23 protein-coding genes are annotated in these 18,100 nt (G+C 55.1%); 7 read left to right on the forward strand and 16 right to left on the reverse strand.

All coding sequences use genetic code 11. The features are described 5' to 3' along the window. The coding region (locus HP459_RS12300; protein ID WP_171936264.1) for a porin at window positions 1–1,067 on the reverse strand (1,067 nt) is incomplete at its 3' end. Between the two features lie 284 nt (window positions 1,068–1,351). Between HP459_RS12300 and HP459_RS12305 the strand changes: the two genes are divergently transcribed. The 3 genes from HP459_RS12305 to HP459_RS12315 are packed head-to-tail and all read left to right on the forward strand — an operon-like array spanning window position 1,352 to window position 4,002. Next, window positions 1,352–2,053: a phosphohydrolase gene (locus tag HP459_RS12305; protein WP_171936269.1), complete on the forward strand. Its 702-nt coding sequence runs from the start codon at window positions 1,352–1,354 to the stop codon at window positions 2,051–2,053. Between the two features lie 43 nt (window positions 2,054–2,096). After that, window positions 2,097–3,530: a DNA cytosine methyltransferase gene (locus HP459_RS12310; RefSeq protein WP_113787992.1), complete on the forward strand. Its 1,434-nt coding sequence runs from the start codon at window positions 2,097–2,099 to the stop codon at window positions 3,528–3,530. Then, window positions 3,511–4,002: a very short patch repair endonuclease gene (locus HP459_RS12315; protein ID WP_171936265.1), complete on the forward strand. Its 492-nt coding sequence runs from the start codon at window positions 3,511–3,513 to the stop codon at window positions 4,000–4,002. Before HP459_RS12310 ends, HP459_RS12315 begins: the two co-directional genes overlap by 20 nt. On the opposite strand, the gene yedA is transcribed toward HP459_RS12315, so the two are convergent. Continuing rightward, entirely contained in the window at window positions 3,974–4,888 is a 915-nt protein-coding gene (yedA, locus tag HP459_RS12320) for a drug/metabolite exporter YedA (RefSeq protein ID WP_023300492.1), read from the reverse strand. The two genes, HP459_RS12315 and yedA, sit on opposite strands and share 29 nt — an antisense overlap. Before the next feature lie 175 nt (window positions 4,889–5,063). Here yedA and HP459_RS12325 point away from each other — a divergent pair, with 175 nt between their 5' ends. From HP459_RS12325 to dgcQ, 3 genes are all read left to right on the forward strand, one after another. After that, complete coding sequence (locus tag HP459_RS12325) at window positions 5,064–5,978, forward strand: DUF808 family protein (RefSeq protein WP_169441341.1); 915 nt, start codon at window positions 5,064–5,066, stop codon at window positions 5,976–5,978. A 77-nt stretch (window positions 5,979–6,055) separates the two neighbouring features. Further along, window positions 6,056–6,238, forward strand: coding sequence for a YodC family protein (locus HP459_RS12330; protein WP_022648559.1), 183 nt, complete (start codon window positions 6,056–6,058; stop codon window positions 6,236–6,238). Between the two features lie 84 nt (window positions 6,239–6,322). After that, window positions 6,323–8,023 (forward strand): cellulose biosynthesis regulator diguanylate cyclase DgcQ, encoded by a 1,701-nt coding sequence (gene dgcQ / locus HP459_RS12335; protein WP_032622410.1) that lies wholly within the window; start codon window positions 6,323–6,325, stop codon window positions 8,021–8,023. Here dgcQ and HP459_RS12340 read toward each other — a convergent pair. After that, window positions 8,008–8,808, reverse strand: a complete 801-nt coding sequence (locus HP459_RS12340) for a mannosyl-3-phosphoglycerate phosphatase-related protein (protein WP_023300489.1) — start codon at window positions 8,806–8,808, stop codon at window positions 8,008–8,010. The two genes, dgcQ and HP459_RS12340, sit on opposite strands and share 16 nt — an antisense overlap. A gap of 296 nt (window positions 8,809–9,104) precedes the next feature. Continuing rightward, on the reverse strand, window positions 9,105–9,332 hold the full coding sequence (gene yodD / locus HP459_RS12345; RefSeq protein ID WP_017383339.1) for a YodD family peroxide/acid resistance protein: 228 nt from the start codon (window positions 9,330–9,332) through the stop codon (window positions 9,105–9,107). A gap of 128 nt (window positions 9,333–9,460) precedes the next feature. Here yodD and dsrB point away from each other — a divergent pair, with 128 nt between their 5' ends. Then, complete coding sequence (gene dsrB, locus HP459_RS12350; protein ID WP_003859583.1) at window positions 9,461–9,649, forward strand: protein DsrB; 189 nt, start codon at window positions 9,461–9,463, stop codon at window positions 9,647–9,649. Between the two features lie 98 nt (window positions 9,650–9,747). Here the strand turns inward: dsrB and rcsA are convergent, their stop codons facing one another. The 12 genes from rcsA to HP459_RS12410 all read right to left on the reverse strand — a co-directional run. Continuing rightward, window positions 9,748–10,371, reverse strand: coding sequence for a transcriptional regulator RcsA (gene rcsA / locus HP459_RS12355; RefSeq protein ID WP_022648556.1), 624 nt, complete (start codon window positions 10,369–10,371; stop codon window positions 9,748–9,750). A gap of 297 nt (window positions 10,372–10,668) precedes the next feature. After that, window positions 10,669–11,454 (reverse strand): flagellar biosynthetic protein FliR, encoded by a 786-nt coding sequence (gene fliR, locus HP459_RS12360; RefSeq protein WP_171936266.1) that lies wholly within the window; start codon window positions 11,452–11,454, stop codon window positions 10,669–10,671. A gap of 6 nt (window positions 11,455–11,460) precedes the next feature. After that, a complete protein-coding gene (gene fliQ, locus HP459_RS12365) occupies window positions 11,461–11,730 on the reverse strand; it encodes a flagellar biosynthesis protein FliQ (RefSeq protein ID WP_003859587.1) in 270 nt (89 codons plus the stop codon). A gap of 10 nt (window positions 11,731–11,740) precedes the next feature. Next, entirely contained in the window at window positions 11,741–12,478 is a 738-nt protein-coding gene (fliP, locus tag HP459_RS12370) for a flagellar type III secretion system pore protein FliP (protein ID WP_022648554.1), read from the reverse strand. After that, on the reverse strand, window positions 12,478–12,852 hold the full coding sequence (gene fliO, locus HP459_RS12375; protein ID WP_023306522.1) for a flagellar biosynthetic protein FliO: 375 nt from the start codon (window positions 12,850–12,852) through the stop codon (window positions 12,478–12,480). Before fliO ends, fliP begins: the two co-directional genes overlap by 1 nt. Window positions 12,853–12,854: 2 nt before the next feature. Continuing rightward, window positions 12,855–13,268 carry a flagellar motor switch protein FliN gene (gene fliN, locus HP459_RS12380; RefSeq protein WP_003859592.1) on the reverse strand — a complete coding sequence of 138 codons (414 nt, stop codon included), beginning with the start codon at window positions 13,266–13,268 and terminating at the stop codon, window positions 12,855–12,857. Beyond that, window positions 13,265–14,269 carry a flagellar motor switch protein FliM gene (gene fliM, locus HP459_RS12385; protein ID WP_006811158.1) on the reverse strand — a complete coding sequence of 335 codons (1,005 nt, stop codon included), beginning with the start codon at window positions 14,267–14,269 and terminating at the stop codon, window positions 13,265–13,267. The genes fliN and fliM overlap by 4 nt, the downstream gene beginning before the upstream one ends. 4 nt (window positions 14,270–14,273) lie before the next feature. Beyond that, window positions 14,274–14,744, reverse strand: coding sequence for a flagellar basal body-associated protein FliL (gene fliL, locus HP459_RS12390; RefSeq protein ID WP_048966294.1), 471 nt, complete (start codon window positions 14,742–14,744; stop codon window positions 14,274–14,276). A gap of 106 nt (window positions 14,745–14,850) precedes the next feature. Beyond that, window positions 14,851–16,065 (reverse strand): flagellar hook length control protein FliK, encoded by a 1,215-nt coding sequence (gene fliK / locus HP459_RS12395; RefSeq protein WP_171936267.1) that lies wholly within the window; start codon window positions 16,063–16,065, stop codon window positions 14,851–14,853. Next, window positions 16,062–16,505 (reverse strand): flagellar export protein FliJ, encoded by a 444-nt coding sequence (fliJ, locus tag HP459_RS12400; protein WP_171936268.1) that lies wholly within the window; start codon window positions 16,503–16,505, stop codon window positions 16,062–16,064. The genes fliK and fliJ overlap by 4 nt, the downstream gene beginning before the upstream one ends. Window positions 16,506–16,526: 21 nt before the next feature. Then, window positions 16,527–17,897, reverse strand: coding sequence for a flagellar protein export ATPase FliI (fliI, locus tag HP459_RS12405; protein WP_023300487.1), 1,371 nt, complete (start codon window positions 17,895–17,897; stop codon window positions 16,527–16,529). Further along, a partial coding sequence (locus HP459_RS12410; RefSeq protein WP_253939636.1) for a FliH/SctL family protein occupies window positions 17,897–18,100 on the reverse strand: 204 nt, incomplete at its 5' end. The genes fliI and HP459_RS12410, both read right to left, overlap by 1 nt.

Genomic DNA, 18,100 nt, shown 5'->3' on the forward strand with positions numbered 1-18,100 from the left:
TCAACGTAGGTGGAGAAGTTCTTGTTGAAGCTGTAGGTCATGCCCACGTCGATGTAGTTAACCAGATCCTGGTCTACATAGTCATAACCATTGCCTGGATGATAATCGTTACCACCCAAATCGATGCCTTTTGAATAGACCCACGCCAGGGATGGACGCAGACCGAAGTCAAACTGGTACTGCGCTACGGCTTCAAAGTTCTGAGTTTTGTTGGCGATGCCATCGTTGCCGTACGGAGTCATGTTGCGGGTTTCCGCATACATCATTGCCAGGAAGACATCATTCGCATCGTATTTTGCACCGATTGTCCACGCTTCCGCACGTTCACCGCCGGCATATTTGCTGAAGCGATTATAGGTACCTGCGCCGTAAGCAACCTGGTCGTTGGTACGGTCAGACGATGAATAAGCGGCACCCAGCGACAGACCGAAATCGAAGTCATAGGTAGTTGACATACCGAAGCCGTCGCCGTTCTGGAAACGAACATCATCATGGCCATTTTTGGTGCCTTCCTGATTTTCGTTTGCGTTAGCACCTTCATTAGCACCCTGATATTGCAGTGCAAAGTTCAGGCCGTTAACCAGACCGAAGAAGTCATTATTACGATAGGTCGCCACACCGTTAGTACGGCCAACCATATAGTTGTCGGTCCAGGTATAGGAGTCACCACCAAATACTGGCAGCATATCGGTCCAGGCTTCAACGTCATACACGACGCCGTAATTACGGCCATAATCGAATGAGCCATATTCGCCGTATTTCAGGCCAGCAAAGGCCAGACGGTTAAAAGAGGTGTCGCCTGCGCCCTCGGTATCGTTAGCGTAGGTTTTATATTCCCACTGGCCGTAACCAATAAGATCGTTATTAATTTGTGTTTCGCCTTTGAAACCAATCTGGACATAGGTTTCATCGCCGTCGTCGCCTGGGTTGTCGGAGAAGGTATGACGTGCATCAACTTTACCGTACAGGTCAACTTTGTTGCCGTCTTTGTTATACATTTCCGCCGCATTTGCTGCGCCAGCCATTAATAACGCGGGTACGAGAATTGCCAGAACTTTTCTTTTCATTATATATTCCCTTTAAATATAAATTTTCTGAATATATGTAATTACCCTCCGTAACTACATGGCTGATACTATTCTATGGATTATTATTTAGGTTCAAAAATAAATGTAATTAAAGTGGTAAAAACATTACAAAATATTTCTTTTTATCTCTTTATTTTTCGCGTGAATTAATTCATTGAAAATATAGCGGGTAATTATTATTAAGTATTTCTAAATTCTATTTATTAAGGATTTTGATTCGGGTGTATTATAATTCACTCTCTTTTGAGCAACAGGATGGGATGATGGAACTTGCGCAGTGGCAGCACCGTTTTGAGCGCTGGCTCGACGAAAATCATTTTACTGATGATGCGGCGCACGATATCGCCCATTTTCGCCGCGTCTGGATGACGGCGCAGGCCATTATGGCTGACGGGGATTGCGATCCGCTGGTTGTGCTGACCGCATGCTACTTCCATGACATTGCCAGCCTGCCGAAAAATCACCCGCAGCGTAGTCACTCCTCGCGGCTGGCAGCGCGAGAAACGCGCCAGATCCTGAGCCGCGATTTTCCTGATTTTCCGCCCGATCGGTATGTGGCCGTTGAGCATGCCATTGAAGCGCACAGCTTCAGTGCCGGTATCGCGCCGCAAAGCCCGGAGGCCAAAACGGTCCAGGATGCCGACCGGCTGGAGGCGTTAGGCGCCATCGGCCTTGCGCGCGTCTTTGCCGTGTCCGGTGCGCTGGGCACCGCGTTGTTTGATGCCGACGACCCGTTTGCCGGGGCGCGTGCGCTGGATGATAAAGCTTTCGCGCTCGATCACTTTCAGACCAAACTCCTGCGCCTGCCGGACACCATGCAAACCGCACGGGGACGCGAACTTGCGCGTCACAATGCCGATTTTCTGATCCAGTTTATGGCGAAGCTGAGTGCCGAATTACAGGGCGATTACCTCGGAACCGACAGCCAGATATTGACCCATTTCCGTCGCAGTGTGCGATCCTGAACTGTGGTACTCTGTTTTCTGTCTTTATTGTCCGGTTAAGAGAATGCAGGAAAATCGATCAGTGACTGTGCCCGCGCCTGAGCGGGTTGAGAAATCAACGGCAGCCGTGCAGGCACTCCTGCGTCAGCTGCTGGAAATGTATGATGCTAAAACGCTGGCAAACCAGCTGGTGGCACATGGCGAGAGCCACTGGAGCCCGGCAATACTCAAGCGGCTGCTGATAAGCGACAGGGCAGGGCACCGCCTGAGCGACGGCGAGTTCCGTTATCTGCGCAACCTGCTGCCGCGCCCGCCTGCTGCGCATCCGAATTATGCCTTTCGCTTTATCGATCTCTTTGCCGGTATTGGCGGCATTCGCCATGGCTTTGAAGCTATTGGCGGGCAGTGCGTGTTCACCAGTGAATGGAACAAACATGCCGTCCGCACCTATAAGGCGAACTGGTACTGCGACCCCGACGAGCACCAGTTTAATGCCGACATCCGCGACGTCACCCTGAGCCACAAAACCGGCGTCAGCGACGAAGAAGCCGCTGAGCACATTCGCAACACCATTCCGGCGCACGATGTGCTGCTGGCAGGCTTCCCGTGTCAGCCGTTCTCACTGGCTGGCGTGTCGAAAAAGAACGCGCTGGGACGCGCACACGGCTTTGCCTGTGATACGCAGGGCACACTGTTCTTTGATGTTGCCCGGATTATTGATGCCCGCCGCCCGGCAATTTTTGTGCTGGAGAACGTCAAGAATTTAAAGAGCCATGACGGCGGCAAAACCTTCCGCATTATCATGCAAACGCTGGATGAACTGGGTTACGACGTGGCGGATGCAGAGGACATGGGGCCTGACGATCCGAAAATTATCGACGGCAAACACTTCCTGCCACAGCACCGCGAACGCATCGTGCTGGTGGGATTCCGCCGCGATCTCAATCTGAAAGGCGATTTTACGCTGCGCGATTTGCCCTCGCTGTATCCGGCGCGCCGTCCGACAGTGGCCGATCTGCTGGAGCCCGCCGTCGATGCGAAATTCATTCTGACGCCAGTGCTGTGGAAATACCTCTATCGCTATGCCAAAAAGCATCAGGCCAAAGGCAATGGCTTTGGGTTTGGCATGGTCAATCCGCTTAATCCTGACAGCGTGACGCGTACGCTGTCGGCGCGCTATTACAAAGATGGCGCGGAAATTCTTATCGATCGGGGCTGGGATAAGGCGCTGGGCGAAAAAGATTTCGACGACCCTCAGAATCAACAGCACCGACCGCGGCGCTTAACGCCGCGCGAGTGCGCCCGCTTAATGGGCTTTGAGGCGCCGCAGGGCTACAGTTTTCGCATTCCGGTGTCGGATACACAAGCCTATCGTCAGTTTGGCAACTCGGTGGTGGTGCCAGCCTTTGCCGCCGTCGCAAAACTGCTGGCCTCACGCATCAGCAAGGCCGTTCAGCTGCGTCAGAGTGAGGCCGTCAATGGCGGACGTTCACAATAAGGCCACGCGCAGTAAAAACATGCGTGCCATCGGCACGCGTGATACCGCGATCGAAAAACGGATCGCTGGCCTCCTGACCTCCATCGGGTTTGAATTCAGGGTTCAGGATGCCACGCTTGCCGGGCGTCCTGATTTCGTGATCGATGCGTACCAGTGCATCATCTTTACCCACGGCTGTTTCTGGCATCATCACCACTGCTATCTGTTTAAAGTCCCGGCGACACGCACCGACTTCTGGCTGGAGAAGATTGGCAGGAACGTCGAGCGTGATAAACGCGATGTTTCGCAGCTTTACGCCCAGGGCTGGCGGGTGCTGATTGTCTGGGAGTGCGCACTGCGCGGAAGAATGAAGCTGAATGACGTGGAACTGACGGAGCGGCTGGAAGAGTGGATCTGCGGCGGCGGTCAGGCCGCGCAGATCGATACCCAGGGCATTCACCCGATCACGGTTTCTCCACCTCACACGCCGTGACAATCGGTTTCGCGGGCAGTAAATATTTACCCAGCGTGACCAGCACCACGGCAAAGACAATCACGCCCAGCGCCAGCCATTCAATCGTCGACAGCACTTCGCCCGCAAAACCGGTACCCAGAAGCACGGCAACCACCGGGTTAACGTAGGCGTAGCTGGTGGCAACCGCCGGTGAGACGTTGCGGATCAGGTACATATAGGCGTTGATGGCAATAATCGAGCCAAACAGGGCCAGATACCCGACGGCCAGGAAACCTGAGAGATCTGGCATTGCCGTCAGTTTTTCACCCGTCAACGCCGAGGCAATCAGCAGCACGATGCCTGCCGCGAGCATTTCAATGGCACCCGCCATCATCCCGGAGGGCAGCTCAATGCGGGAGCCGTAGACCGAGCCGAAGGCCCAGCTCATCGAGCCGATCATGATCATAACGGCAGCCCAGGGGTTTCCGCTCAGGTTACCGCCGCTGTTCAGCATGATAATACCCACAAGCCCAATCGCGATGCCCAGCCATTCGAGCTTACGGGTGCGGATCCCGAACAGACGACTAAAGCAGAGCGTAAACAGCGGCACGGTCGCGACGACCACGGCGGCGATGCCCGACGGCACGTTCTGGTGTTCGGCGACGGTTACTGCGCCATTGCCCACCGCCAGCAGCAGCAGGCCAATCAGGGCGGCGTTAAGCAGGGGACGCAGCGGCGGTAGCCTGTGGCCGCGCAGCAATAAAAACGCCATCAGCAGCACGCCAGCCGTAAGGAAACGAATACCGGCCATCATCAGCGGGGGCCAGCTTTCCACGCCAATACGAATGACAAAGTAGGTGGATCCCCAGATGATATACAGGGAAAAAAGTGCTCCAATGAGCGGTAATAAATGCCGAAAACGCATAGTCCCTCACGACGAAATAAAAAGTTCGCTCATAGTTAACGCCAAAACTATCGGGCTGGCGAGTGCTTTAATTGTGTTGTTAATATGAAATTTTTGTTGACGTGAGGTGCCTGTTTCCGGGCGGTGAGTTTTGTTCCATACTATTCACTTAATTAGCAAAAAAAGAAGGATAGAGATTTTGGCAGGAAGTAGCTTATTAACATTACTGGACGATATCGCCACCTTGCTGGATGACATTTCAGTCATGGGGAAACTGGCGGCGAAAAAAACCGCCGGGGTACTGGGGGATGACTTGTCACTTAACGCGCAGCAGGTCAGCGGCGTGCGGGCGAACCGTGAGCTGCCGGTGGTGTGGGGCGTAGCGAAAGGGTCCTTTATTAACAAGGTGATCCTTGTTCCGCTGGCGCTTCTCATTAGCGCCTTTATACCCTGGGCCATTACGCCATTGCTGATGATTGGCGGGGCGTTCCTGTGCTTCGAGGGTGCCGAAAAAGTGTTGCATATGTTTGCCGCACGCAAAGAGAAAGACACCCCGGAAATGCGCCAGCAGCGTCTGGAAGCGCTGGCCGCGCAGGATCCAAAAACGTTCGAGCGCGATAAGGTCAAAGGTGCGATCCGTACTGACTTCATCCTTTCGGCCGAGATTGTGGCGATTACGCTTGGGATCGTATCCGAAGCACCGCTGATGAATCAGGTCATGGTGCTTTCGTTGATTGCCATTCTTGTAACGGTTGGGGTGTATGGGCTAGTCGGTCTGATCGTCAAGCTGGATGATATCGGCTTCTGGCTGGAAAAAAAATCCAGCGCCATTGCCCGCGTTATCGGCAAAAGCCTGCTGGTGCTGGCGCCGTGGCTGATGAAAAGTTTGTCGATAGTGGGAACTCTGGCGATGTTCCTGGTCGGCGGCGGTATTATCGTGCACGGCGTTGCTTCGCTGCATCATGCAATTGAACATCTGGCGTCGGGACATGGTTCGGTGATCGCCGCCATTCTGCCGACGCTGCTTAACCTTGTGTTGGGCTTTATCGTAGGTGTCATTGTGGTGGCAGTGGTCAAGCTGGTAGAAAAAGTACGCGGAAAATCGCATTAATTTTTGCTGACCCCGGATGCAAAAAGACCATTCCTCGTCTAAATTGAAAACGTTTCACCCTGATACAGGAGGCAGGTATGGTCTTTTTGGTCAGTGATGAAGTTAAGCCAAAGAATGGTGGTCCATGCATGATTGTCACCGGTTATTCCAGTGGAATGGTGGAGTGTCGGTGGCATGACGGATACGGCATTAAGCGGGAGGCTTTTCGTGAAGATGAGCTTCAGCCTGGTGATAAAAGGCAAAAACGCGATAAGGCTTAATCACACAACGCCCGGCCTTGCCGGGCGTTTTTACTGGCAGAAGACTTATCATATCGGATGGTGAGCGACACTCAGGGAGTGCGTGTGCAGCACAATACCTTTGTTGTAAAACAATCTTTTTTGCAGTGGCTGCATAAGCGTAGCAATCCCCGTTTGGTTGTTAACCTCTGTTTTATCGTTGTCCTGATCTTTTCCACCCTCCTGACCTGGCGCGAAGTTGTGGTACTGGAAGATGCCTATATCTCCAGTCAGCGTAACCATCTGGAAACGGTTGCCAGTGCGCTGGACAGACAACTCCAGTTCAGCGTCGATAAAATGCTGTTTTTTCGCCACAGCATGCGTGATGCGCTGGAAACGCCGCTGGCGTTTGGCGTGCTGCATGATGCGGTAAAGCGTTTTGCCCGTTTGCGCGCATCCCCCACCTGGCAAATTGAGGTTGATAAACAGCGCACATTGCCGATCAACGGTGTGTCTGATGCCTTCGTTGAAAAGACCACCCTTCTGAATCGCGATGATGAGTTTCTTGATAATGAACTGTCCGCCGCGCTTGAAGTGGGGTATTTATTGCGTCTGGCATCCAGTTCTTCCGGCAACGAAGAGCGCGTGATTTATGTCTCTCGCGCCGGATTCTTTCTGGAAACGGATACGCCGGAAAATGCCAGCGATATCGTGCAGCGTTACTACTATCTGGTCACTCAGCCCTGGTTTACCCAACAGTCCGAGCGTGAGAACCGTGCGCGTGCCGTGCGCTGGTTTATCTCGCCTCCTTCCTCCTTTGTGGGCAAAAAGCCGCTGATCACCGCCAGTGTGCCTGTTTATTACAATCACGTCTGGTATGGCGTGGTGGCGATGGATTTCACCTTTGCCACCCTGCGTCGTCTGCTGGTGGAGGCCGTAGGCGATAACCCGGAAGGGGAATACCAGCTGTATGACAGTCGTCTCACCCTGCTCGCGACGTCTGGATCATCTGCTGCGGACGTTAATCATTTTGACGCGCCCGAACTAGCGCAGATAGCGCACGCAATAGAATCGGATTCCGAAGGCGGCATTCGCCTGGGGAGTCGTTTTGTCAGCTGGGAGCGTCTCGACCACTTTGATGGCATCGTCCTGCGCGTGCACACCCTGGAAGAAGGGGTGCGCGGCGATTTCGGCAGCATCAGTATTGTGCTGGCATTGCTTTGGGCGCTGTTCACCGCGATGCTGCTCATCTCATGGCTGGTGATCCGGCGCATGGTCAGTAATATGTATTCGTTGCAGAATTCGCTGCAATGGCAGGCCTGGCACGACCCTCTGACCCGGTTGAATAATCGTGGGTCGCTGTTTGAGCGGGCGAAAATACTGGCGAAGCAGTGTGAACAGCAGGCGCTGCCTTTCTCTGTCATCCAGATCGATCTTGACTGCTTTAAGAGCATTAATGACCGGTTCGGGCACCAGGCGGGTGATAAGGTGTTGTCCCATGCTGCGGGGCTGATTGCCAGTACCCTGCGCACTAAAGATATTGCCGGGCGCGTCGGCGGCGAAGAGTTCTGTGTGGTGCTGCCCGGCATGACGCTTGAAGAGGCGGCGGAAGTTGCAGAGCAGATCCGTGAGCGTATCGACAGCAAAGAGATCCTGATTAAGAAAAGTACTACCCTGCGCGTGAGCGCGTCGTTTGGCGTCTCTGGCGCGCAGGAGAAGGGCAATTATCACTTCGAAAATCTGCAATCCACCGCCGATGCGCGTCTGTATGAGGCGAAACAGCGCGGGCGTAACCGGGTCATCTGGCAGGATCACGTTAAAAAGTAATCAAGCCCCTCGCGCCAGCCGGCCGGTCCGGTGTGCTGAGTGCGATAAACCCGTGTGGGATCGTTGTTCTTAAGGCTGACCCCCTCCCGGTTGAAGCCTTTCACCACCACGGCGAAGGCTACGCTGTCCAGCAGAGGGGCATCATTGGGGCCGTCGCCCAGGCCCAGCGTTGTCGGGTCAAATCCGTCGTGCAGGCGATACTGTTCCACAAGCCAGTGCACCGCCACGTCTTTGCCACAGCTCGTGTCCAGAATATGCCAGAAGCGAGCACCCGGAACGATCTTCAGCCCCTGCCGGGCCAGTTCGGCTGCGAAGCGTTTCATTTGTTCATCACTGTCACGCCAGATCAGCGTCACGGAAGCCTCGTGTTTACGTGCAAGCGCCGCTCGGGGACGGCTTAGCCCGGTCCATTCGGCGACCACGCGCTCATCCACATCGTCGAAGGTGGTGAATTTCAGATGCATCTCCTGGCGTACCCGGGCAATAAACTGCCGGATATCGTCATGCTTCTTTTCTGAGATGAACCGTGCGGCGTTTTCCCACCGTACGTCAGGCTGGATCACCGCGCCGTTTTCCGCAATGTAGGGCAGCCCGCCAAGGCCAAGTTCCTGCTGGATGTCACGCATTTCGGACGCGGTTTTGCTGCTGCACAGAATGACTGGTACCTGTTCATCCTGTAATCTCTTCAGCCAGGAAGCGGCAGGCTGCCAGTCGAGAGTGTGAAAATCCAACAGCGTACCGTCGAGATCGGTAAAGACGAGCAGAGTCTCCTTTAGCGAAGGCATAACGTCTCCTGAATAATGATGTTCATCTAAGAAAAGTCTTAAAAAAACTCAGCATTGATGTCCCGTTGAAGTGGAAACGATCCCGATAAACCCACACGCAGCGCATGTTTATACTCATAACCAAAATTCACATGTATAAAATATAATATTCGCTAAGAGAATATATGCTTGTAAGACAAATCTGTTGGGGATAATGTCTTACCTGCATCAGATTTCCTGGTGTAACGAATTTACAAGTGCTTCTTGCATAAGCAAGTTTGATCCCGGTCATCCCCATGACCGGGATTTTTTTCGCCTTAGCGGTTCGTTTCCGAGACGCTAAAGTCATGGATATCCAGCTCGAATGCTTCAGCCAGTTCACGGTAGGTATGGTAATCACGACCATTGACCACGACACGGTCTGAATTATCCTCCGCGCGATGAACTTCGGACTCACTGATTTCATTAATGGCGGCAAGCAGGGCATCGACATCCACTTCCACCTCACGCTTAATGGTGTCGCTGTACTCTTTGTCAGTCTTCATGGCGGGCTCCTCATTTAACCTTCTCAACAGCTAAGTATAGACCGCACACAAAAACGCCATTCGCGTCAGGCGGCGATGCCAGCCAGGGTAATTTGTTCTACACTGGCTCAAAACCACAGGAGGAATGTATGAAGGTCAACGATCGGGTAACCGTCAAAACGGACGGTGGGCCGCGCCGCCCGGGCGTGGTGCTGGCAATAGAAGAGTTTAATGAAGGCACAATGTATCTGGTGTCGCTGGAAGATTACCCGCTCGGCATCTGGTTCTTCAACGAACTGGGGCACCCGGATGGGATCTTTGTGGAAACGGCGGAATAGGTCGGCGTCGGGGGCGTCTTCTCCCCGGCCCGGCTGCTGAAAAGCAAAATCTCTGGCCAGGCCAGAGATCAAGGTAGGGTACAACATGGCCGTGCAAATTAGCGCATATTAACGAAAATCCCATTCGTCACATTATCTGTCAGGCGTACGACATGGTATATCACTTGCTTATTATGCGTTTTAATTTTCCTTTTAATATTTCCTTTGTGTGACGATACTGTTTTTGCCTTGATATTCATCTGGTCTGAGATCTGAATTGTCCCTTGTCCAGCCATCCACATTCTTAGCATACTTGATTCAGTTCTGCTTAATGATAGGGTGGGTAAGTTAACCGCCCCTACATTCTTAACTTCTTTATTCAAATAATCGCCCAGAATGTCATCAAGCGACTCTGGTTTAATCGATTTCGAACTGATTAATAAGTTTTTACGCACCAACAAATACTCATCGAAATGAATATTGGCGATCGCCATAAAAACAATAAACAGGGTTCTGGGATGCTGATTAATGATCTGCTTAATGTGCTGACTGTTAGCGGGGTCGTGAATGAAACAGTCCTCATTAATAAACACCACGCCGGGCTTGTGAGTCTCACAAGCGGCTGCGAGTTCTTCAACGGTGTGTGCATCGTTGATGTCTCTCTTTCTTACCCCTCTGCTTGCTAAGTACCCGGTTAACCCTAGCCGGGTGTAGCTGCATAAATCCATAATGATCGTTGACATGGCATACCCTCACTCAATGCGTAACGATAATTCACCACCTGCCTGAGAGCTCATAAACAGCCATACGGGATGGAAAAAATCTAATAAAACCTGTGAGCATGACAAAGACTTTCAGGCGAACTCACTATCCCGTAAAGTTACGTATAATTTGCCAGGAATCATCTTAAAGTAAAGTAAATATTAAGTATTGTGAGGTGGTTAGAAACATTTAAACCGCGTCAGATATATCCTGGTAGATGTTTTTCAAGATTATTTTTAGGAATATCCTCAGAAAGACATTGCAAACACTGCGGGTTATTATTTGCGTGGAAGTTCGCTGACAATATCCGCTAAGAGATTGAATATCTCGCTGAATAAATGCTCGCAGAAGGGGGCGATAAGTGGCATCAATAATGACATTAATAAAAGGCCAACCGTCAACGTCACCGGAAAGCCGATGACGAATACCGACAGCTGCGGGGCCATTCGGTTGAGTAAACCCAATGCGAGGTTAACGGTGAGCAACAGGGTTATGACAGGCAGCGCCAGCATCAGCCCGTTGAGGAAGATCAGCCCGGCAGCCCGCACCAGCGCCAGAAAAGCGTTACTGTTCACCGGGTTGTCGCCAATCGGCAGCGTGTGGAAGGTGTCCACCAGCATAGAGATGAGCCACAGGTGGCCGTTGAACGAGAGAAACAACAGCATCGCCAGCAGGTCGATAATACGCGCCAGCACGGGCATATTCAGATGGCTGCCCGGGTCAACGAACGTCGCGAAAGACAGACCCATCTGCAAACCGATCAGTTCGCCCGCCGTTCGTACCGCGGCGAAGGCGAGCTGCATCGTAAACCCGACCGCCACGCCAATCATCACCTGTTGCAGGGCAATCCAGATCGCATTCGGGGAAAAAATCGGAATATCCACCGCCGGCAGGGAAGGGGCAACGATACTGGTGATAACCATGCCCAACCCAATTTTGATGCGTTTAGGCACCGACTTTTCACTGAGTATGGGGGCGGTGGAGATCAGCGCCATGATGCGCAGCATCGGCCAGAAATAGATCCCGAGCCACTGAACAAACTGATCGCTGGTGAATTGCAGCATCGTCCGTCAGCCGATGATGTAAGGCAGATTGGTGAACAGGTTGCGCATGTAGTCCAGCAGCAAATTGAGCATCCAGGGCCCGGCAACGATAATCGCCACGAAGACGGCGATGATCTTCGGGATGAACGACAGGGTCATTTCGTTAATCTGCGTGGCGGCCTGAAGAATACTGATAATCAGACCGGTTACCAGCGCAACCAGAAGCAGGGGCGCGGCGACGGCAATCGCGACTTTCATCGCTTCCGTGCCCATCATCATGACCGACTCAGGCGTCATTGCGCGCTCCTCAACTGTAGAAACTCTGCGCCAGCGAGCTGACCAGCAGCTGCCAGCCGTCGACCAGCACGAACAGCATGATCTTAAAGGGCAGGGCAATGGTTGCGGGCGGGACCATCATCATCCCGAGCGCCATCAGGACGCTGGCGATCACCAGGTCAATAATCAGGAACGGAATGAAAATGGTGAAGCCAATCTGGAACGCCGTTTTCAGCTCACTGGTAACATACGCTGGCAGCAGAATGCGCATCGGCACCGCTTCCGGTCCCTGTAACTCGCCCGTGTTAGCGAGACGGGCAAACAGGGCCAAATCCGCTTCGCGCGTCTGGCGAAGCATAAATTCACGTAATGGCTGAGCCCCCTTTTCCAGGGCAACCTGCATGGAAATTTTATCTTCGCTGAACGGCTGGTACGCCTCGGTGTAAATCTTGTCGATCACCGGCGACATAATGAAAAAGGTCAGGAACAGGGCTAAACCCAGCAGCACCTGATTGGGCGGCGCGGACGGCGTGCCGAGCGCATTTCGCAGCAGACCAAACACAATGATGATGCGGGTGAAACTGGTCATCATCAGCAGGATCGCCGGGATAAAGGTCAGCGAGGTGATGAACACCAGCGTCTGCACGGAGAGGGACCAGCTTTGTCCCCCGTTCGCCAGCGGCGTGGAAACCAGCCCCGGCAGCTGCGCATACACAGAAGGCGCGAACAGGCCCAGACCTGCCAGCGTAAGCAATAACAAACGGCGCATCAGGATCTCCCGGAACGCTTGAGCAAACTCTTCATAACGGACTGAAAATCCGCAGGGGCCTGGGCGTTAGCCTCCACCGTGACAGGCGAAGGGGGCAGCGTGTGAAGAACGTTAATGCTGGAGGCAGTCACGCCCAGCACCAGTCGCGCATCTTCCACTTCCACAATGACCACGCGCTCGCGTGGCCCGAGTGTGGTGCTGGCGCTGACCTTCAATCCGCGCGTGCCGGCCGTTTTCCCCGCCAGCCCGAAACGCTTTGCCAGCCAGGCGGCGATAAGGATAAAGGCAATAATACCGAACAGCGCGCCGCTCACCTGAAGCAGCGGGGAGCCGGGTACGGCGGAGGGCGCGGACAGTGTTGCCTGGGTTTTCATACTTAACGGCTCAGGCGACGCATACGTTCGGAAGGGGTAATGATGTCGGTGATACGTACGCCGTATTTATCGGCCACCACCACTACTTCGCCCTGTGCAATCAGGTAGCCGTTGATCAGAATATCCAGTGGCTCACCCGCTAAACCGTCCAGGGCTACCACGGAACCCTGCGTCAGGCGCAGCAGTTCTTTAATAGTCATGCGGGTGCGGCCCAGCTCAACGGTCAGCTTGACCGGAATGTCCATAATCAGGTCGATGTCCTGTAACGTCCCGCTGACGTCGCCGCCGCCTAACTGCTGGAAGACCGCGTCTGCCGCGCTTTTCGTCGGCGTCGTTTTTTGCTCGTTTAACGCGTCAGCCCACAGATCGTCCAGTGCTCCGCTGTTTTCATCGGACGGATTGTTCATGTCACTCATTTGGGCTGTTCCTCATTCAGCGAATTCAAAATCGGGTTGATCAAGTGCTCAACGCGTAACGCATACTGGCCGTTAATTGTGCCGTACTGGCTTGTCAGCACGGGTACGCCATCCACATGGGCAATAATGCGGTCGGGTTTATCTATCGGCAAAACGTCGCCGGGTTGTAATTTCAGGATCTGCGATAACCGCATGGAGATGTCGGCAAAGTTAGCCACCAGCTCCAGCTGCGAGTGCTGAACCTGGCGCACCAGGTTCTCACGCCAGTTCTGATCTTCATGGCGTGAGTTCTCCAGCGGCGGGTTCACCAGCAGTTCGCGCAGCGGTTCAATCATGCTGAACGGCAGGCAGATGTTGAACTCGCCCGTCAGGTTGCCGATCTCGACGTGGAACGGGGTGTTCACCACGATGTCATTCGGTGAGGTGGTGATGTTGGTAAACTTCACCTGCATCTCGGAACGCACGTACTCCACTTCCAGCGGGTTAATCGCTTTCCACGCGTCGCTGTAGGATTCCAGCGCCAGCTTCAGCATGCGGTTGATAACGCGCTGTTCGGTATGGGTAAACTCGCGGCCTTCCACTTTGGTCGGGAAACGGCCATCGCCACCGAACAGGTTGTCCACTGCGATGAATACCAGGCTTGGCGAGAACACCACCAGGCCGGTACCGCGCAGCGGTTTCAGATGGATCAGGTTAAGGTTGGTTGGCACCGGCAGGTTGCGGGCAAACTCATGATACGGCTGAATGCGGATCGCACCGACGGTGATATCCGGGCTACGACGCAGCAGGTTAAACAGCCCCATTCGGAACTGACGTGCGAAACGTTCGTTGATGATCTCCAGCGCCTGTAAACGCTCGCGCACCACGCGACGCTGGGTATTGGGATCGTAGGGACGAATATTATCGTCGCCGGTCAGACCCGGCTTCGGATCGTCACTCTTATCGCTGTCGCCATTGAGCAGCGCATCGATTTCTGCCTGAGAAAGAATACTGTCGCCCATGTCGTTACCGAAGAATGAAGGCTGTATACAGAACGTCAGTGACTTCCTGCTTAGGTTGGCCGTTGACCAGCGGGGTCGCCAGCGTCTGTTTGATCGCATCGACCAGCTTTTGCTTGCCCACATCGGTGGCGAGCGCGGAGGCATCCTGACGAGAAAACAGCAGCAGCAGACGGCTACGCACTTCTGGCAGGTAGTCGTTCAGACGTGCACGGGTCGCTTCATCTCTCAGACGCAGCGTAATGCCCACGTAAAGCACGCGATCCGCATCGCCGAGGTTCACGGTGAACGTATCCAGCGGGTAGAAGACCGGAGCCGGTGGAGGCGGCGCTTCAGCTTTGGCGGCTGCGCTTGAGGGTTCCTGCTGCATACGCCAGTAACTGTAGCCTGCGGTGGCGCAGGCCGCGAGGGTAATCAACACCAGCAGCGGGATCCAGATGGAACGCTTGCTTTTTTTGGTGATAGCGGAGTCTGTCATCTGATACGAGCTTCCTGTTTCGGTACAGCTTAATACGGTGATTATCCCGTGTCCGGCTTAGGTCAAAGCGTGGAAAAGACGGGGATAATCACGTTACCTCTGGCGTTTAGGCAAAGATGTCTACGGCACGGCTGCCGCGCGCGGCGGATTGCAGGGCGGCAGGGGCAGGCAATAACTCTTCGCTCTCCTCGTTAAACCCGCCATGCTGGCCTGAACGCGAAGCGTGCTGTTGTTGCCCGGATGAAGATTGCTGCTGCCCGGCAAAGCCTTCGCTGCTGACGCTGCTTTGGGAAAGCTGTATGCCGTTTTCCGCAAGCTGCGTGCGCAGGATCGGCAGGGCCGCTTCCAGCGCCGCACGAACGTGGCTGTGGGGCGAAACCATCTGCAACTGCGCCTGGTTGTCATCCAGCTTAAGCGAAATTTGCACCTGACCCAGATCTTCCGGGTGCAGGCGTAGCTCTGCGGTCTGTTGGCCCTGTCTGGTGAACAGGGTGATGTGCTGGCTTAGATTCTGCTGCCATTCGTGCGTGCCCAGCGGCTGGCTTAACACCGGCGCGGTCGCAACGGTAGCGGCAGACTGGGGGGGTGCCAGGTGACTGATGATCGGTGCCAGCGTCGCGGTTGGGCTGGCGGCAGACGACGCCGTGCTCACTACGTCCTGCTTCTCCGCGACGGCGGCAACAGCTGGCGTAACGGCTGCAGTGGCGGGCAGCGACGTGTCGCTGTCCTGAACCGACGTTTTTTCCTGACCCGTTAACGCATGGCTAAGCGGCTGATGCTGGCCGTTGTCCGTCTGGGCTAGCGCAGAGGGGAGGGCGGCACGGGGGGCGACCTCCCCGGTGCTTGCTGGCTGCGTCGCCATTGGGGTGGTAGTCTGCTGGTGCGGTAACATCGCCATCAGCGCGCTTAACCCGGCCAGCTCCTCTTCTTCAGTCGTGGTCTCGCTGTTTGCTTTCGCGTCCATCCGGGTCAGCGCCTTCAGCGCATCCGTATTCGCTGCGGGTTTCAGACCGGAGACAAGGCTTTGCAGGGAGACGGCGGTATCTTCACCGGTCAGCGTCTCCTGGCGGGAGAGCAACTCGGCGATTTTGGCCTTGAGCGTGGTATCACCGTTTTTTCCCTGTGCCGCTGTCGACAGCTTGCTTCCCGCCGCTTTCAGATCGGCCAGCGTCAGCGGAGCATCTTTGCCTTTGCCGGTGGTCTCGGTCAGCGCGCCCGCCAGCAGAGAGAGAAAATCTTGCGCGCCCTCAGCGCCTTTTCCGGTCAGCGTGCCGCCGGACGGGTCGCTGTCGGTCATCAGCAGTTGTTGCAGTGTGATCATTCTGGTTTCCTCATTGATGCGCGCTGGGCAAACTCATCCATTTTTTTCTGATCCAGACGGTTTTCCGCCAGGGTCGAGGCTGCAATCTGCCGGTCCTGTAAGGTTTGCCAGGCCTGCAACCGCTGTTTTTTCTCGCGCCAGAAATTCAGCGCGGTATCGACTTTTTGCGTCCACTGGTTAAGCTGCTGGCGATGCTGCTCAATCGCCTTTTCCAGCGTCTGGATAAACTGCTGATAGTTAATCCAGCGCTGGCTACCAATGCCCTGCGTCATGTCGGTGTTAAGGTTGGTGCGATATTCATGCTGATAGTCGATTAACATCTTCAACTGTTCTTCAGCCTGCTGGCACCCGCGTCGCATTGCGCCAAGTTGCAATACGGCATCATCAACTTCTTTTTCAGCCAGATCTTTCAGCGTTGATAACGCGCTGTTCTGCGCCATGACCTTCGCCCTCCACCTGTGTTACACCTGCGGGAAAATCAGCTCCAGTGCCTGGAGGGAATCTTCCCAGTCGGCGCGTTCAAAAATACCCTGTTGCAGAAATGCCTCCAGCTGCGGCCACAGGGCAATCGCTTTATCGAGCATCGGATCGCTGCCTTTGGCGTACGCCCCGACGCTTACCAGATCGCGGTTGCGCTGGAAGCTGGAGAGCAGTTGTTTGAAGTTACGCACGCGGGCGTAGTGTTGTTCGGTGATCAAGGCCGTCATCGCACGGCTGATCGACGCTTCAATATCAATCGCCGGGTAGTGCCCGGCTTCGGCCAGACGGCGCGACAGCACGATATGGCCGTCGAGGATCGCGCGCGCGGAGTCGGCAATCGGGTCCTGCTGGTCATCGCCTTCGGTCAGTACCGTATAGAACGCGGTGATGGAGCCTCCGCCGCTGATGCCGTTCCCCGCGCGCTCAACCAACGCCGGGAGCTTGGCGAAGACCGACGGCGGGTAACCTTTGGTCGCGGGCGGCTCGCCGATGGCCAGCGCAATCTCACGCTGCGCCATCGCGTAGCGGGTCAGGGAGTCCATAATCAGCAGCACGTGCTGGCCCCGGTCGCGGAAATCTTCCGCGATACGCGTGGCGTAGGCGGCACCCTGCATACGCAGCAGCGGCGACACGTCCGCCGGGGCGGCGATCACCACCGAGCGGGCGCGACCCTCCGCACCAAGAATGTTTTCGATGAAATCTTTGACTTCGCGACCACGCTCACCAATCAGGCCGACGACGATAACGTCCGCCTGGGTATAACGCGCCATCATGCCGAGCAGGACCGATTTACCCACGCCGGAGCCGGCAAACAGCCCCATACGCTGGCCGCGTCCCACGGTGAGCAGGGCGTTAATTGGCCGCACGCCGGTATCCAGTACGTGCTCGATTGGCGTGCGTTGCAGTGGGTTAAAGGGTTGGGTGATCAGCGCGCCGGTTTCGGTGGTATCAGGGGAGGGCAGGCCATCGAGCGGTTTGCCGCTCCCGTCCAGCACGCGGCCCAGCAGCGCCGGACCGAGCGGGAGCTGTTTGCCGCTTTGCAGGCCGTCACCGCTGATGTTTTTCGCGTAGACGCGGGCGCCGGGCAAAATCCCTTCCACTTCCTCAAGGGGCATGAGGAACAGTCGCTGGCCGTTAAACCCGACCACTTCACTTTCCACTTCACGCGTCTCATTCCCGTCCTGACGCTCAATCACGCAGGTGGCGCCGAGCGGAAGTTGCAGACCCGTGGCTTCCAGGACCAGACCGGTGGCACGCGTCAGGCGTCCATAACGACGAACGGATGGCAGCTGCGCCATCTTCGTTTCAAAATTATCGAGCGTGTTAAGCCAGCGCGTAAGGCGTGCGGTCATCAGACGACTCCCGGTGCCGCCAGGCGGCACAGTTCCTGCCAGCGGGTCGCGACGCTGGCATCCAGATCGCCCTCATCCGCCGAGACCTTACAGCCTCCGTGATGGAGCGACGGATCGCCGCGCAGCCGCCAGCCGTGCAGGCTCAGCGTCGCGCCGAGGCTCTCTTCCACGCGCTGCAAATCATCAGGATGCACGCGCAGCTG

Source organism: Enterobacter sp. CM29, from assembly GCF_013179605.1.
GTDB lineage: Bacteria > Pseudomonadota > Gammaproteobacteria > Enterobacterales > Enterobacteriaceae > Enterobacter > Enterobacter intestinihominis.

What these genes read in the sequence shown, in the direction of transcription:
- HP459_RS12305 (WP_171936269.1), top strand. Translation starts at nt 1,352, where the DNA reads ATGGAACTTGCGCAGTGGCAGCACCGTTTTGAGCGCTGGCTCGACGAA.
- HP459_RS12310 (WP_113787992.1), top strand. Translation starts at nt 2,097, where the DNA reads ATGCAGGAAAATCGATCAGTGACTGTGCCCGCGCCTGAGCGGGTTGAG.
- HP459_RS12315 (WP_171936265.1), top strand. Translation starts at nt 3,511, where the DNA reads ATGGCGGACGTTCACAATAAGGCCACGCGCAGTAAAAACATGCGTGCC.
- yedA (WP_023300492.1), bottom strand. Translation starts at nt 4,888, where the DNA reads ATGCGTTTTCGGCATTTATTACCGCTCATTGGAGCACTTTTTTCCCTG.
- HP459_RS12330 (WP_022648559.1), top strand. Translation starts at nt 6,056, where the DNA reads ATGGTCTTTTTGGTCAGTGATGAAGTTAAGCCAAAGAATGGTGGTCCA.
- HP459_RS12340 (WP_023300489.1), bottom strand. Translation starts at nt 8,808, where the DNA reads ATGCCTTCGCTAAAGGAGACTCTGCTCGTCTTTACCGATCTCGACGGT.
- yodD (WP_017383339.1), bottom strand. Translation starts at nt 9,332, where the DNA reads ATGAAGACTGACAAAGAGTACAGCGACACCATTAAGCGTGAGGTGGAA.
- dsrB (WP_003859583.1), top strand. Translation starts at nt 9,461, where the DNA reads ATGAAGGTCAACGATCGGGTAACCGTCAAAACGGACGGTGGGCCGCGC.
- rcsA (WP_022648556.1), bottom strand. Translation starts at nt 10,371, where the DNA reads ATGTCAACGATCATTATGGATTTATGCAGCTACACCCGGCTAGGGTTA.
- fliR (WP_171936266.1), bottom strand. Translation starts at nt 11,454, where the DNA reads ATGCTGCAATTCACCAGCGATCAGTTTGTTCAGTGGCTCGGGATCTAT.
- fliQ (WP_003859587.1), bottom strand. Translation starts at nt 11,730, where the DNA reads ATGACGCCTGAGTCGGTCATGATGATGGGCACGGAAGCGATGAAAGTC.
- fliP (WP_022648554.1), bottom strand. Translation starts at nt 12,478, where the DNA reads ATGCGCCGTTTGTTATTGCTTACGCTGGCAGGTCTGGGCCTGTTCGCG.
- fliO (WP_023306522.1), bottom strand. Translation starts at nt 12,852, where the DNA reads ATGAAAACCCAGGCAACACTGTCCGCGCCCTCCGCCGTACCCGGCTCC.
- fliN (WP_003859592.1), bottom strand. Translation starts at nt 13,268, where the DNA reads ATGAGTGACATGAACAATCCGTCCGATGAAAACAGCGGAGCACTGGAC.
- fliM (WP_006811158.1), bottom strand. Translation starts at nt 14,269, where the DNA reads ATGGGCGACAGTATTCTTTCTCAGGCAGAAATCGATGCGCTGCTCAAT.
- fliL (WP_048966294.1), bottom strand. Translation starts at nt 14,744, where the DNA reads ATGACAGACTCCGCTATCACCAAAAAAAGCAAGCGTTCCATCTGGATC.
- fliK (WP_171936267.1), bottom strand. Translation starts at nt 16,065, where the DNA reads ATGATCACACTGCAACAACTGCTGATGACCGACAGCGACCCGTCCGGC.
- fliJ (WP_171936268.1), bottom strand. Translation starts at nt 16,505, where the DNA reads ATGGCGCAGAACAGCGCGTTATCAACGCTGAAAGATCTGGCTGAAAAA.
- fliI (WP_023300487.1), bottom strand. Translation starts at nt 17,897, where the DNA reads ATGACCGCACGCCTTACGCGCTGGCTTAACACGCTCGATAATTTTGAA.